At 59.9% G+C, this 13,938-nt stretch carries 13 protein-coding genes; 12 read left to right on the top strand and 1 reads right to left on the bottom strand.

Translation table 11 applies throughout. The annotated features are described in order from the left end of the window. Nucleotides 1-48: 48 nt before the first annotated feature. The 11 genes from B0G83_RS25470 (at nt 49) to B0G83_RS25420 (ending at nt 10,180) form a co-directional block, all read left to right on the top strand. Complete coding sequence (locus tag B0G83_RS25470) at nt 49-840, top strand: ParA family protein (RefSeq protein WP_105510160.1); 792 nt, start codon at nt 49-51, stop codon at nt 838-840. An 18-nt stretch (nt 841-858) separates the two neighbouring features. After that, nucleotides 859-1,749: a ParB/RepB/Spo0J family partition protein gene (locus B0G83_RS25465; protein ID WP_105510159.1), complete on the top strand. Its 891-nt coding sequence runs from the start codon at nt 859-861 to the stop codon at nt 1,747-1,749. 666 nt (nt 1,750-2,415) lie between these two features. Further along, nucleotides 2,416-2,958, top strand: coding sequence for an ATP synthase subunit I (locus B0G83_RS25460; RefSeq protein ID WP_105510158.1), 543 nt, complete (start codon nt 2,416-2,418; stop codon nt 2,956-2,958). Between the two features lie 160 nt (nt 2,959-3,118). Further along, a complete protein-coding gene (gene atpB / locus B0G83_RS25455) occupies nt 3,119-3,970 on the top strand; it encodes a F0F1 ATP synthase subunit A (protein WP_105510157.1) in 852 nt (283 codons plus the stop codon). 96 nt (nt 3,971-4,066) lie between these two features. Beyond that, complete coding sequence (gene atpE / locus B0G83_RS25450; RefSeq protein WP_007180033.1) at nt 4,067-4,336, top strand: F0F1 ATP synthase subunit C; 270 nt, start codon at nt 4,067-4,069, stop codon at nt 4,334-4,336. Nucleotides 4,337-4,474: 138 nt separating this feature from the next. After that, nucleotides 4,475-4,945, top strand: coding sequence for a F0F1 ATP synthase subunit B (locus B0G83_RS25445; protein WP_105510156.1), 471 nt, complete (start codon nt 4,475-4,477; stop codon nt 4,943-4,945). Nucleotides 4,946-4,947: 2 nt separating this feature from the next. After that, nucleotides 4,948-5,487, top strand: coding sequence for a F0F1 ATP synthase subunit delta (locus tag B0G83_RS25440; protein ID WP_105510155.1), 540 nt, complete (start codon nt 4,948-4,950; stop codon nt 5,485-5,487). Nucleotides 5,488-5,545: 58 nt separating this feature from the next. Next, nucleotides 5,546-7,087, top strand: coding sequence for a F0F1 ATP synthase subunit alpha (gene atpA / locus B0G83_RS25435; RefSeq protein ID WP_105510154.1), 1,542 nt, complete (start codon nt 5,546-5,548; stop codon nt 7,085-7,087). Nucleotides 7,088-7,216: 129 nt separating this feature from the next. Further along, entirely contained in the window at nt 7,217-8,101 is an 885-nt protein-coding gene (gene atpG, locus B0G83_RS25430) for a F0F1 ATP synthase subunit gamma (protein WP_105510153.1), read from the top strand. A 101-nt stretch (nt 8,102-8,202) separates the two neighbouring features. Further along, the gene (atpD, locus tag B0G83_RS25425; protein ID WP_105510152.1) at nt 8,203-9,597 is read left to right on the top strand and encodes a F0F1 ATP synthase subunit beta; all 1,395 of its coding nucleotides are present in this window, start codon (nt 8,203-8,205) and stop codon (nt 9,595-9,597) included. Nucleotides 9,598-9,754: 157 nt separating this feature from the next. Further along, nucleotides 9,755-10,180, top strand: a complete 426-nt coding sequence (locus tag B0G83_RS25420; RefSeq protein WP_012434800.1) for a F0F1 ATP synthase subunit epsilon — start codon at nt 9,755-9,757, stop codon at nt 10,178-10,180. 123 nt (nt 10,181-10,303) lie between these two features. Here the strand turns inward: B0G83_RS25420 and B0G83_RS25415 are convergent, their stop codons facing one another. Further along, on the bottom strand, nt 10,304-11,170 hold the full coding sequence (locus tag B0G83_RS25415) for a hypothetical protein (RefSeq protein ID WP_146120290.1): 867 nt from the start codon (nt 11,168-11,170) through the stop codon (nt 10,304-10,306). Between the two features lie 405 nt (nt 11,171-11,575). Here B0G83_RS25415 and B0G83_RS25410 point away from each other — a divergent pair, with 405 nt between their 5' ends. Further along, the gene (locus B0G83_RS25410; protein ID WP_105510150.1) at nt 11,576-13,306 is read left to right on the top strand and encodes an AMP-binding protein; all 1,731 of its coding nucleotides are present in this window, start codon (nt 11,576-11,578) and stop codon (nt 13,304-13,306) included. The last annotated feature ends 632 nt before the right edge of the window (nt 13,307-13,938 follow it).

The following is a 13,938-nucleotide window of genomic DNA, read 5'->3' as shown; positions in this document are numbered from 1 at the left end:
AGTGCGCTTTACTTACTTCATCCAGGCAGCAAAAGGGACACACCAACGATGGCAAAAATCTTCTGCGTTGCGAACCAGAAAGGCGGCGTCGGCAAGACGACGACCACAGTCAATCTGGCCGCGAGCTTGGCAGCGCAGGGACAGCGTGTCCTTCTCATCGATCTGGACCCGCAAGGTAACGCCACGATGGGTAGCGGCATCGACAAAGCCGCCTGCGCGAATACGGTCTACGAAGTGCTGGTGGATGGCGTCGCCGTGACCGATGCGCGCGTACGGCCCGAGGCGGTGGGCTATGACGTGCTGCCGGCGAATCGCGAACTCGCCGGCGCTGAAGTCGAGCTGGTCAGCGTCCAGAACCGTGAGCGGCAATTGAAGAACGCGCTTGCCGCGGTCGAAGGCGAATACGATTTCGTGCTGATCGATTGCCCGCCGGCTTTGTCGCTGCTGACGCTTAATGGCCTGTGCGCCGCACACGGCGTCGTGATTCCGATGCAATGCGAGTACTTCGCGCTCGAAGGGCTGTCCGATCTGGTCAACACGATCAAGCAGGTGCATGCCAACCTGAACCGCGATCTGAAAGTGATCGGCCTGTTGCGCGTCATGTTCGACCCGCGCATCACGCTGCAACAGCAAGTGTCCGATCAATTGAAAGAGCATTTCGGCGACAAGGTATTCGACGCAGTGATCCCGCGCAATGTGCGTCTGGCCGAAGCGCCCAGCTACGGATTGCCGGGCGTGGTGTTCGACCGGGCATCGCGCGGCGCGCAGGCGTACGTGCAATTCGGCGCGGAAATGATTGAACGGGTGCGCGCGTTGAACGACGCGCCCCAGGCATCCTAAGCGGATCGAGGAAGCACGATGAACGCAGTAGCGAGAAAGAAGGGATTGGGTCGCGGCCTAGAAGCACTGCTGGGTGGCAGCGCGGACATCACCGAGGCCGTTACCATTGAAGGCGCGCCGAACGTGCTGCCGCTTAGCAAGATGCAGGCGGGCAAGTATCAGCCGCGCACGCGCATGGACGAAGGCGCGTTGCAGGAGTTGGCGGCGAGTATCCGCGCTCAGGGTTTGATGCAACCGATCCTGGTGCGCCCCGTCTCGGCGGACAAATACGAAATCATCGCCGGCGAGCGACGCTTCCGCGCGGCGCGGCTTGCGGGCCTGAGCGAAGTGCCGGTGCTCGTCAAGGATGTGCCGGATCAGGCCGCCGCGGCGATGGCGCTGATCGAGAATATCCAGCGCGAAGACCTGAATCCGCTGGAAGAGGCGCAGGGCATCCAACGCCTGCTCGACGAGTTCAATTTCACGCACGAGCAGGCGGCGGAGTCGGTGGGTCGTTCGCGCAGCGCGGTGTCGAATTTGCTGCGCCTGCTCAACCTGGCGTCGCCGGTACAGACCATGCTGCTTGCCGGCGATCTGGACATGGGCCATGCGCGCGCGCTGTTGGCCGTGGACGCCGCGACGCAGATCACGTTGGCCAATCAGGTGGTCAACAAGCGCATGTCGGTCCGTGAGACAGAAAAATTGGTCACGACGACCACCAAAGCCGCGCCGGCCGTGAAGGCGCGCGCGAATCCCGATGGCGGTCGCGACACGCGGCGGCTCGAGGAAGAGCTGTCCGATTTGCTGGCGGCGACGGTGAAGATCAAACTCGGCCGACGCGGGCGAGGGCAGGTGCTGGTCGACTTCGGCGATCTGGATGCGCTGGAAGGTATTCTCGTGCGGCTGCGCGGTAACGCTGCGGCTGTTTGACGGGCGAGTTGAAGTCGTGGCTTGCAACGCGAATATCGGGCGAGATTTCGCGTACGCAAGCTATTTGGCGCGTGTCGGGTTATCAACAGCGACGGGGTAGGGCCAGGCGTGCACTTGCGATGCAACGGTGATTGCTATGTCGCCTGTCAAAGCGTGCTGGAATCCTAACTAAATCCAGGGTTGGATAATCAGGATTGCAGATGTGTACGGATTGACCGCGTCGTCTTTGCCGAGACTTCCATGTGATCGCGTTGCACCGCGTGTTGGAATCCTCATCGCCGCGCATGGTTATCAGCTAACGCAGCTCACGAAGCCGATTGCTTACCCAACGTCGCCCTACCTGTCCACCCACGCGCGCAAAAATCAGCGTTTGTTGCATTTTCGAGACGGCCGTTACAGCGTTAAAAGCCCGTTTGCGCGAGCGCAAATTGGCGCGATTCAAGGCGCATGTTTTGCCACCCCCCAGCCGCCTTACATTTGGCGCGTTTTGCCCCGCCAGACAGCCATTCCCGTATCGTGAGGGCCGGTTTCACGCAGCTTATTGAACGGCCTAAAGTCTTGAATTGCCTGCAACTATCGCTTACAATCGCCCGGATTTAATTGCACGGCAACCCCGTAAGCGCAGCGTAAGCTGGCGGGCTGGAACAAGACTTTCGGAACACTGCGATGGCGGTCAAAACGTCGAATCAAGCGCCGAAGAATGGGCACGACGAATCCGCTGAACGCATCGCTTCCGTTGCGTCCACCGGTCAGCGAGTCCCTTCTGACGAAGCGTGGGATGTCGAGCAGCAAGATAACAATATCGTTCCGCTCACGCGGACCGAAGCTGAAAAGCTGTTTGGTCCGAATGTGAGTCGTCCATCGCGCGTTACGCCTTTCAAGGTCGTGGCGGCGCAAATGGTTTTGTCCCTGGGTGCAACGCTCTTATGGTGGCTGTTCTACAAGCCTCCGGGCGATGCTGCGCTGTCCGCGTTCCTGGGGGGAGCGATCTGCTGGGTGCCGAGCGCGTTGTTCGCGGCACGACTTAGAACGCTGAGCGGCGCCACAACAGCCATGAGCTGGATGATTGGCGAAGCGCTCAAGATGGGGACAACGATCGCGATGTTTGTAGTCATCGCCTTCTGGTATCACGACGTAAGCTGGGTTCCGCTGCTCGTGACCTACCTCGTCGCGCTCAAGACGTACTGGATCGCCTTAGCCTGGCGCTAAGGTCGCTGGAACAAAAGCAGTACAAAATTCAGGCTGGCGCGCAGCGCCGGCATCAGGAGTGCGGATATGACACGATCCGCACCCGGCGTGTTCCCGCAATACAGCATTGCTGCGAGAACGGTCTAAGACGATTTTCGACAATTTGGGTGGCTTTAACGATATGGCAGCTAGCGAAGGCACGCGCGCAATGGATCCGTCCGAGTACATCGCGCACCACTTGCAGAACTTTTCCACCGCGCATCAGACGTCGATTTTCGACATTCACGTGTGGAATCTGGACACCCTTTTCTGGTCGATCGTTTGCGGTCTGGCCACCATCTTCATTCTGCATCTCGCTGCCCGCAAGGCAACGTCCGGCGTGCCGGGTCGTTTCCAGTGCGCAATCGAAATGCTGGTCGAAATGGTCGAGGATCAATCGAAGTCGATGATCCACGGCTCGCGCACCTTCATCGCACCGTTGGCCCTGACCGTGTTCGTCTGGGTTGCGCTGATGAATTCGCTCGACTTTATCCCCGTGGACCTGCCGGGCAAGGTGATCGGCCTGCTGGGTCTGTCCGAAGTCATCCCGCACCACCGTATCGTGCCGACCGCCGACCTGAACGGCACGCTCGGCATCGCCCTCGGTGTGTTCGCGCTGATGATTTACTACAACTTCAAGATCAAGGGCGCCGGCGGCTTCGTGCATGAACTGCTGTCCGCTCCGTTCGGTGCGCATCCGCTGCTGTGGATCCCGAACCTTGCATTGAACATCATCGAGTTCGTCGCCAAGACGGTCTCGCTCGGCATGCGGCTGTTCGGCAACATGTATGCGGGCGAACTGTTGTTCCTGCTGATTGCCCTGCTCGGCAGCATGTGGGGTTTCGGCGCGGACGTGACGGTGCTTGGCTTTATCGGCCATGTGATCGCAGGCACGGTCTGGGCGATCTTCCACATTTTGATCGTTCTGCTGCAAGCGTTCATTTTCATGATGCTGACGCTGGTGTACATCGGCCAGGCTCACGATACCCACTAGTAGCGGCTGCGCGTCGCGAATAGTTTTTGGTTTTAGCTTTAGTTTTTAAATCCCAGTTCCAACCAGTTCTAAAAGACTTTTCACAAAGGAGTGATCATGCAAGCTTTCATCGCCAACATCCAGGGTCTGACCGCCATCGGTATCGGCATCATCATCGGCCTGGGTGCAATCGGCGCCTGTATCGGTATCGGCCTGATGGGTGGCAAGTACATCGAAGCATGTGCACGTCAGCCGGAATTGATGAACCCGCTGCAAACCAAGATGTTCCTGCTGGCTGGTCTGATCGATGCGGCGTTTCTGATTGGCGTTGGTGTGGCAATGCTGTTCGCGTTCGCGAACCCGCTGCTGTCGAAGCTGGCAGGCTGAGGTTCCTCGGAAGTTTGCGCCTGAGCTATAACTAGTGAGGGCGCAGGGCGGAACGGGCACTTGGGCGCTGATCGAATACAGAATCGATGAGCGCCTTGCCGTTTCACTTTCCGAACTAGCAACGTTTAAGGAAACACCGTGAATCTCAACGCAACCCTGTTTGCGCAAATGGTCGTGTTCCTGATCCTCGCGTGGTTCACGATGAAGTTCGTGTGGCCGCCGTTGATCAACGCCCTCGACGAGCGCTCGAAGAAGATTGCTGACGGTTTGTCGGCTGCTGAAAAGGGCAAGGCTGAACTCGAAGCCGCTCACAAGCGCGTCGACCAGGAACTCGCTCAGGCACGCAACGACGGTCAGCAACGTATCGCCGACGCAGAAAAGCGCGCTGTGACAGTCGCCGACGAAATCAAGGCTCAAGCACACGCTGAAGCCGCTCGTATCATCGCGCAAGCGAAGGCCGACGCGGACCAGCAAGTCGTGAAGGCGCGCGAAACGCTGCGCGGCGAAGTCGCTGCACTCGCTGTGAAGGGCGCTGAACAGATCCTGAAGCGCGAAGTCGACCAGGCAGCTCACGCTGACCTGCTGAATCAACTGAAAGCCGAGCTCTGATCATGGCCGAACTTGCAACCATCGCCCGTCCGTACGCAGAAGCGCTGTTTGGCGTGGCCGAAGCTGGTGACATCGCCGCCTGGTCCACGCTCGTGCAGGAGCTGGCACAGGTTGCGCGTCTGCCCGAAGTGCTGTCGATCGCCTCGAGCCCGAAAGTAAGCCGCGCCCAGGTCAGCGAACTGCTGCTGGCCGCGGTCAAGTCGCCGCTCAAGGACAATGCGCAAGCGAAGAATCTGGTGCAAATGCTGGTCGATAACCATCGCCTGCAATTGCTGCCGGAAATCGCCACGCAGTTCGAAGAGTTGAAGAACGCCCGCGAAGGGGCGGCCGATGTGCTGATCGTCAGCGCATTCCCGCTCGAAGGCGCGCAGTTGAACGACCTCGTCGCAAGTCTCGAACGCAAGTTCCATCGCAAGCTGAAGCCGACGGTCGAAGTCGACTCGTCGTTGATCGGCGGTGTGCGCGTGACGGTTGGCGACGAAGTGCTCGATACCTCGGTCCGCGCGCGGCTTGCCAGCATGCAGACGGCTCTGACGGCCTGAAGCGCGTAACGCGCTGAAGCGGCTGGCACGCAACAGAATTGACTATCAGGAGCGAATAATGCAACTCAATCCCTCTGAGATCAGCGAGCTGATCAAGAGCCGGATCCAGGGCCTTGACGCGAGCGCAGACGTTCGCAACCAGGGCACCGTGATCTCCGTGACCGACGGTATCGTGCGTATTCACGGCCTGTCGGAAGTGATGCAGGGCGAAATGCTCGAATTCCCGGGCAACACCTTCGGTCTCGCACTGAACCTCGAGCGCGACTCGGTCGGCGCCGTGATTCTGGGTGAGTACGAACACATTTCGGAAGGCGACATCGTCAAGACGACGGGTCGTATTCTCGAAGTGCCGGTGGGTCCGGAACTGCTCGGCCGCGTGGTCGACGCACTCGGCAACCCGATCGACGGCAAAGGCCCGATCAACGCGAAGAAGACCGACGCTATCGAAAAGATTGCGCCGGGCGTGATCTGGCGTAAGTCGGTTTCGGAGCCGGTCCAAACCGGTCTGAAGTCGATCGACGCGATGGTGCCGGTTGGCCGTGGCCAGCGTGAGCTGATCATCGGCGACCGCCAGTGCGGCAAGACCGCAGTCGCTGTTGACGCCATCATCAACCAGAAGGGCAAGAACCTCTTCTGTATCTACGTCGCGATCGGCCAGAAGGCTTCGTCGATCATGAACGTGGTTCGCAAGCTGGAAGAAACCGGCGCGCTGGAATACACGATCGTCGTGGCCGCTTCGGCTTCGGAATCGGCCGCCATGCAATACCTCGCACCGTACGCCGGCTGCACGATGGGCGAATACTTCCGCGACCGCGGTCAAGACGCGCTGATCGTTTATGACGATTTGACCAAGCAAGCCTGGGCATACCGTCAGATCTCGCTGCTGCTGCGCCGCCCGCCGGGCCGTGAAGCTTACCCGGGTGACGTGTTCTATCTGCACTCGCGTTTGCTGGAACGTGCGGCTCGCGTCTCGGAAGAGTACGTCGAGAAGTTCACGAACGGCGAAGTGAAGGGCAAGAGCGGTTCGCTGACGGCACTGCCGGTCATTGAAACGCAAGCCGGCGACGTGACCGCATTCGTTCCGACGAACGTGATCTCGATTACCGACGGCCAGATCTTCCTGGAAACCGACCTCTTCAACGCAGGTATCCGCCCGGCAATTAACGCCGGCGTGTCGGTGTCGCGCGTTGGCGGTGCGGCTCAGACCAAGGTCGTGAAGAAGCTGTCGGGCGGTATCCGTACCGACCTCGCGCAGTACCGTGAACTGGCTGCGTTCGCGCAGTTTGCCTCGGACCTCGACGAAGCGACCCGCAAGCAACTGGAGCGCGGCCGCCGCGTGACGGAACTGCTGAAGCAGCCCCAGTATCAACCGCTGCAAGTGTGGGAACTGGCTATCTCGCTGTTCGCCGCGAACAACGGTTACCTCGACGATCTGGAAGTTTCGCAAGTCCTGCCGTTCGAAAAGGGCCTGCGCGAATATCTGAAGGCGAGCCACGCTGACCTGGTCAAGCGCATCGAAGATACCAAGGAACTCTCGAAGGACGACGAAGGCCTGCTGCACACGGCCCTCAAAGACTTCAAGAAGTCCGGCGCTTATTGATCCGCGAGTGATCCGCAAGGCATAAACGGACCTTGAAGCGGCGCGGGCCGCATGAGAATGCTCCCGCGCTACTTCGATGGGACCCGGGTAAGCGCTAAAGCGCTCTCTCGGGCCGACAAGGAGCAAGCAATGGCTGGAATGAAGGAAATTCGCGGCAAGATCAAGAGCGTGCAAAACACGCGCAAGATCACGAAAGCGATGGAGATGGTGGCCGCATCGAAGATGCGCCGCGCTCAGGAGCGCATGCGCGCTGCTCGCCCGTATGCCGACAAGGTCCGCGATATCGCTGCACACATGAGCCGTGCGAACCCGGAGTATCGTCACCCGTTCATGGTGTCGAACGAAGGCGCGAAGGCGGCCGGCATCATCCTCGTGACGACCGACAAGGGTCTGTGCGGCGGCATGAACACCAACGTGTTGCGTGCGTCGCTGCAGAAGTTCAAGGAACTGGAAGGCCAGGGCAAGACGATCGAAGCCACTGCGATCGGCACCAAAGGTCTGGGTTTCCTGAACCGTTTGCGCGCCAAGGTGGTGTCGAACGTCGTGCATCTGGGCGATACGCCGCATCTGGAAAAGCTGATCGGCGCGGTGAAGGTGCAGCTCGACCTGTACTCGGAAGGCAAGGTTTCGGCGGTGTACCTCGCGTACACGCGCTTCGTCAACACGATGAAGCAGGAGCCGGTGATCGAGCAACTGCTGCCGCTGTCGGCAGAACAGTTCGAGCGCAAGGAAGAAGACGGCACGACGCCGAGCACGCAGTGGGACTACATCTACGAGCCGGATGCGCAGGCAGTGGTGGACGAACTGCTGGTGCGTTATGTCGAAGCGCTGGTCTATCAGGCCGTCGCGGAAAACATGGCATCGGAGCAGTCGGCACGCATGGTCGCGATGAAGGCCGCTTCGGACAATGCGAAGACGGTCATCAACGAACTGCAGCTCGTGTACAACAAGAGCCGTCAGGCCGCGATCACGAAAGAACTGTCGGAAATCGTCGGTGGCGCGGCGGCTGTCTGACCGTGACGGTCAAGCACACCGCTTCGTGTGCGCCGGTATGGCGCGCCCACCGAAACTGCGCCTTTGCGCGAGTGAAGAATTGAGTATCTAAAGGAAAAGCGATGAGTACTACTGCTTTGGTAGAAGGCAAGATCGTACAGTGCATCGGCGCGGTGATCGACGTGGAATTTCCGCGTTCGGACATGCCGAAGATTTACGACGCGCTCATTCTCGAAGGTTCGGAACTGACCCTCGAAGTCCAGCAACAACTGGGCGACGGCGTTGTCCGTACCATCTGTCTGGGTGCATCGGACGGCCTGCGTCGCGGAACGGTCGTGAAGAACACGGGCAATCCGATCAGCGTGCCGGTCGGCAAGCCGACTCTGGGCCGGATCATGGACGTGCTGGGTCGCCCGATCGACGAAGCCGGCCCGATCAACTCGGACGTGGTTCGCGGTATTCACCAGAAGGCTCCGGCGTTCGACGAACTGTCGCCGTCGACCGAACTGCTCGAAACCGGCATCAAGGTTATCGACCTGATCTGCCCGTTCGCTAAGGGCGGCAAGGTGGGTCTGTTCGGTGGCGCCGGTGTGGGCAAGACCGTGAACATGATGGAACTGATCAACAACATCGCTAAGGAACACGGTGGTTACTCCGTGTTCGCCGGTGTTGGCGAGCGTACCCGCGAAGGGAACGACTTCTATCACGAAATGAAGGACTCGAACGTTCTCGACAAGGTCGCGCTGGTGTACGGCCAGATGAACGAGCCGCCGGGCAACCGTCTGCGCGTTGCGCTGACTGGTCTGACGATGGCTGAGCACTTCCGTGACGAAGGTCTCGATGTGCTGTTCTTCGTCGACAACATCTACCGTTTCACGCTGGCAGGCACGGAAGTGTCGGCACTGCTCGGCCGTATGCCGTCGGCAGTGGGCTATCAGCCTACGTTGGCTGAAGAAATGGGTAAGCTGCAAGAGCGTATTACGTCGACCAAGACCGGCTCGATCACGTCGGTTCAGGCCGTGTACGTCCCTGCGGATGACTTGACCGACCCGTCGCCGGCTACGACTTTCGGCCACTTGGACGCAACCGTCGTGTTGTCGCGTGACATCGCTTCGCTGGGTATTTACCCGGCGGTCGACCCGCTCGATTCGACCTCGCGTCAGATCGACCCGAACGTGATCGGCGAAGAGCACTACGCGATTACGCGTGGCGTGCAGCAAACGCTGCAGCGCTACAAGGAATTGCGCGACATTATCGCGATTCTGGGCATGGACGAACTCGCGCCGGAAGACAAGCTCGCCGTTGCGCGCGCTCGTAAGATCCAGCGTTTCCTGTCGCAGCCGTTCCACGTCGCTGAAGTGTTCACGGGCTCGCCGGGCAAGTACGTGCCGCTGAAGGAAACGATCCGTGGCTTCAAGATGATCGTTGAAGGCGAGTGCGACCACCTGCCGGAACAAGCGTTCTACATGGTCGGCACGATCGACGAAGCCTTCGAAAAGGCCAAGAAGATCCAGTAAAGGTCGGGTGTAACGAAGCGGGCGCCGGCCTCGCGCGTATCGCTACCGAACGGTAGCGGAACGCAAAACCGGCGCCTCTTACTACGTTCAACCCAGCCTTGCATGAGACGGGAGCAAGCGTTAAAGCGCCCACTTCCGTCGACAGGAGTCGACACTTATGGCAACTATTAAAGTAGACGTCGTCAGCGCGGAAGAGCAGATCTTCTCGGGCCAGGCGAAGTTCGTCGCGCTGCCGGGCGAAGCAGGTGAACTCGGCATTCTGCCGGGCCACACGCCGCTCATCACGCGGATTCGTCCGGGTGCGGTGCGCATTGAAGCTGAAAACGGCGAAGAAGAATTTGTGTTCGTCGCCGGCGGCATCCTCGAAATCCAGCCGGGCGCTGTGACGGTTCTCGCCGACACCGCGATTCGTGGCAAGGATCTCGACGAAGCCAAGGCCGAAGATGCACGCAAGCGCGCGGAAGAAGCGCTGCAGAACACGGGTTCGAACCTCGAGTACGCCACCGCGCAAGCGGAACTGGCTTACGCGACGGCACAGCTCGCTGCAATCCAGCGCCTGCGCAAGCTGCGCGGTCAGAACTAAAAGCGGTTAAGCGTTTTCCCAAGGTAGCGACGCGTGTCGCTACTTTGAGCGGAACGGTAAGAATGAAAAAGGGCTCCTGATAGGAGCCCTTTTTTACGTCTGCTTGCTGATCGGTGAGGCGCGTCAGGCTTTAGGATCGTTCTGAACGAATGCCTGCATGTTCAGGCGCGTCAGTTGATCCTGATTTCGATTCAAATACATGTTGGCGATATCCGTCTCGGCGTGATACGGCACGCCCGCGTAACGATTCAGATACGCGCCGAAGCGCGACCAGTTCCGATCGCTTTGCGAAAGCGCCGAGTCGTGAACGTCGTTCATGAAGGTCCGATATTCCGACGACGACGCTTCGGCATTCGTCATCTTGCCGTTTTGAACGCGATGGAGATTGGTGGATATCCGGTCGAGGGCTTGATCGGATAGACCGACCCGCAATCGTGAGAGTCCATTGTTCACGAGATTGACGCTGTTCGCATAGCTTCCCGGCTCGCTGACACTTCGGATCACGCCGAGTTGGGTGCCGAGCGCCTGGCGATTGGCGTTGCGGTCCGCCTCGCCGTAACGCGACGAGCTGGTCGGTGCGTCGTCGAAAAGACCGCCGCCCTTGAGTCCCACGTTGTTATGCAGCGTGAAGTTGCCGTCGGTATCACGCCGGATCGGGTATTGGGGTTTATAGGGTTTGTCGGGCTGCCAGACGCGCAAGGTACCGTTGTCGGCGTCATGGCGCACCGGATACCACGCGGAATCGTGATGGATGTATTGAGCGCCGCCCGCATCGCGATAGAGGTTCGGTTGCTGCGTGACCGGCGATAGTGCGCCGACGGGGCGTTCAATCGCATAGGCGGCCGGAAGGTGTAGTGCCGGTTCGTGCGGGGCGCCGCCGCTCGTCGCGTCGCGCTGATTCAAAGCCGGCGTTGGCCCCGACGCAGCCGGTCGGCTTTCTGTGTGCGCCATGTCTGCAGCGGGATGACAGATGTTGCTGACTACTCTCATTTAAATTTCCTTCGAAGCGTCGAGTGCACGGCGTCGTCGATCATCGCGCTGCCGGACAAGCCGGCGTGAAGCAACCGCGATGATGTGGGGCGCCACCCGGTCGCGAGCGACTAGCGCACCGCGATCGTTCGGTTTCCGTTAGCGAACGGGACAGCGACGATGATCGTTGGCCTTCGCCGGATTCCGCGTCACCATCTTCGCCGCGTTCGCCGCGACCGGGGACTCAAACCGCGCGCGCCATGACCACGGTCGACAACGCAAGACAATTCGCCAGTGAGCATGACCGGATACCACCGCGGGCCGGCGGTGCGGGTAAGACTTGATGCCGCCGTGCGAGGCGGTAATGGCACAATCGGCTTCAAATTCATTTCAATAGAGCAACGATTGCCTCTCGGAGACTTCACCATGGCTGGTCAAGTAACAGACGAAAGCGCGCTCATCGAGCCCCGCGACGGCATCTCATACGTGCGCGGCTCGACGCAGGTGCCGCTTAGCGATGCGACGGTGAGTCAGTTTCTTCGAGATACCGCGCAGCGCTTTCCAACCCGGCCGGCCGTGGTTTTCCGGGAGCAGGGCATCCGCTGGACATGGCGGGAATTCGCCGACGAGATCGACGTGCTCGCGTCGGGCCTGGCCGCGCTGGGCATTGTGAAGGGCGATCGCGTCGGAATCTGGTCGCCGAACCGAGTCGAATGGCTGCTGACTCAATTCGCCACCGCGCGGATCGGTGCCGTACTGGTGAATATCAATCCCGCCTATCGCCTGGCCGAACTCGAATACGCGCTGAACAAGGTGGATTGCAAGGCGATCATTGCGGCGGAGCGCTTCAAGTCGTCGATGTATTTGCAGATGCTGCAGGAGCTCGCGCCCGAACTGGCGAGCGCCGCGCCCGGCGACCTGCATGCCGCGCGTCTGCCGGGGCTGCGGATTGTCATCCGCATGTGCGATACCGAGACGCCCGGCATGTTGTCGTTTTCAGAGGTGGTCGAGCAAGGGCGTGCGACGCTCGACCTCGCCAAACTCGACGCGGCAGCCGCGACGCTGCATGCGGACGAGCCGATCAATATCCAGTTCACCAGCGGCACGACCGGTAACCCGAAAGGCGCCACGCTGACGCACCGGAACGTCGTCAACAATGCGCGCTATATCGCGATGGCAATGCGCCTGAGCGAGCAGGACGGCCTGTGCATTCCGGTGCCGCTGTACCACTGCTTCGGCATGGTGCTGGCCGTGCTGGCGTGCGTGTCGGTCGGCGCCAACATGGTGTTCCCGGGCGAAGGCTTCGACCCGGCGGCGACGCTGGCCGCCGTCGCGGAAGAAAAATGCACCGCGCTGCATGGAGTGCCGACCATGTTCATCGCCGAACTCGACCACCCTGATTTCGCCGCCTACGACTTGTCGCGCTTGCGTACCGGCATCATGGCCGGTTCGCCGTGTCCGATCGAGACGATGAAGAAGGTCGTGTCCAGAATGCATCTGAGCGAGGTCACCATAGCCTACGGCATGACGGAAACCAGCCCGGTGTCGTTCCAGAGTTCGACCACGGATCCGTTGGACAAGCGAACGACGACCGTCGGCCGTATCCAGCCGCACCTCGAAGTGAAGATCGTCGATCCGCTCGGCGAGATCGTCCCGGTGGGCGAGACCGGCGAACTTTGTACGCGCGGCTATTCGGTAATGCAAGGCTATTGGGGCGACGAGGCGAAGACGCGAGAAAGCATCGAGGACGGTTGGATGCACACCGGCGATCTGGCAACACTCGACGCCGACGGCTACTGCAACATCGTCGGCCGTCTGAAAGACATGTTGATTCGTGGCGGCGAGAACATTTATCCGCGCGAGATCGAGGAGTTTCTGTTCCGTCACCCGAAGATCCAGAGCGTGCAGGTGTTCGGCGTGCCGGACGCGAAATACGGCGAGGAGGTTTGCGCGTGGGTGGTATTGCGTTCCGGTGAGCAGGCCACCGCGGAAGATATCCAGCAGTTCTGTCAGGGGCAAATCGCGCACTACAAGGTGCCGAAGTACATTCGTTTCGTCGACGAACTACCGATGACGGTGACCGGCAAAGTGCAAAAATTCATCATGCGCGAGCGGATGATGAGCGAACTGAAGCTGAAGGAGAACAAGACGGCTTAACTTGAAGCCGGCCAATCGACAGAAGGCCGCGCCGGCAAGTCATCTTGCGGCGCGGCTTCCGGACGGGAGATTGGTCAAAACCGTTTGCCGTGCAAGGCCGCCGAGCCGATAACGGGCTGCGAACAGACTCCAACCGGCGCAATACCGCACCGCGCAAACGTTTGACCGGGCGAAAAAAAAGCGGGCCTGGAGCCCGCTAAAAACCACACGCTACGGGGTTAGCGCGAGGAGACCAAAGAAGGAACCACTGAGACGACGCCCCAGCGTCGACTACGGCCCCAGCAGGGATGCCCCTTCACAGGGCTTCGGCATACGCCGACCGGCAAGTGCATCGTATCCGCTCACACCACACACCCAGCCACATCCGTGTTGAAACCGTTGAGGGCATTGTGGGCGAATTAACCTACGAGCGCGGTAACAAAGTGTTTCAGGTTGTAACGCCCGCCAGATAAGGCGTTGCGGGACATATTGCCAAATAAAAATGTTTTAAACGTAATTATGACCGATGACTTGCCCGCAATTTCATACGCCTGATTGATGCTATTCGTGACGCATGATGCGGCGCAATCCGTTTAGTCAATTCCGCATGAAATGGTTGCATCCTCATCCTTTTTCCCAAAAATCGCCTGTGT

It is taken from the genome of Paraburkholderia sp. BL21I4N1, assembly GCF_002973525.1.
Classification (GTDB): Bacteria; Pseudomonadota; Gammaproteobacteria; order Burkholderiales; family Burkholderiaceae; genus Paraburkholderia.
This window is presented reverse-complemented; position numbering and strand designations above follow the sequence as displayed.

Bases quoted from the DNA above. Each gene is read 5' to 3' on its own strand.
- atpD (WP_105510152.1), top strand. From the start codon at position 8,203: ATGAGTACTACTGCTTTGGTAGAAGGCAAGATCGTACAGTGCATCGGC.
- B0G83_RS25415 (WP_146120290.1), bottom strand. From the start codon at position 11,170: ATGAGAGTAGTCAGCAACATCTGTCATCCCGCTGCAGACATGGCGCAC.
- B0G83_RS25465 (WP_105510159.1), top strand. From the start codon at position 859: ATGAACGCAGTAGCGAGAAAGAAGGGATTGGGTCGCGGCCTAGAAGCA.
- atpG (WP_105510153.1), top strand. From the start codon at position 7,217: ATGGCTGGAATGAAGGAAATTCGCGGCAAGATCAAGAGCGTGCAAAAC.
- B0G83_RS25440 (WP_105510155.1), top strand. From the start codon at position 4,948: ATGGCCGAACTTGCAACCATCGCCCGTCCGTACGCAGAAGCGCTGTTT.
- B0G83_RS25470 (WP_105510160.1), top strand. From the start codon at position 49: ATGGCAAAAATCTTCTGCGTTGCGAACCAGAAAGGCGGCGTCGGCAAG.
- atpE (WP_007180033.1), top strand. From the start codon at position 4,067: ATGCAAGCTTTCATCGCCAACATCCAGGGTCTGACCGCCATCGGTATC.
- B0G83_RS25420 (WP_012434800.1), top strand. From the start codon at position 9,755: ATGGCAACTATTAAAGTAGACGTCGTCAGCGCGGAAGAGCAGATCTTC.
- B0G83_RS25410 (WP_105510150.1), top strand. From the start codon at position 11,576: ATGGCTGGTCAAGTAACAGACGAAAGCGCGCTCATCGAGCCCCGCGAC.
- atpB (WP_105510157.1), top strand. From the start codon at position 3,119: ATGGCAGCTAGCGAAGGCACGCGCGCAATGGATCCGTCCGAGTACATC.
- B0G83_RS25460 (WP_105510158.1), top strand. From the start codon at position 2,416: ATGGCGGTCAAAACGTCGAATCAAGCGCCGAAGAATGGGCACGACGAA.
- atpA (WP_105510154.1), top strand. From the start codon at position 5,546: ATGCAACTCAATCCCTCTGAGATCAGCGAGCTGATCAAGAGCCGGATC.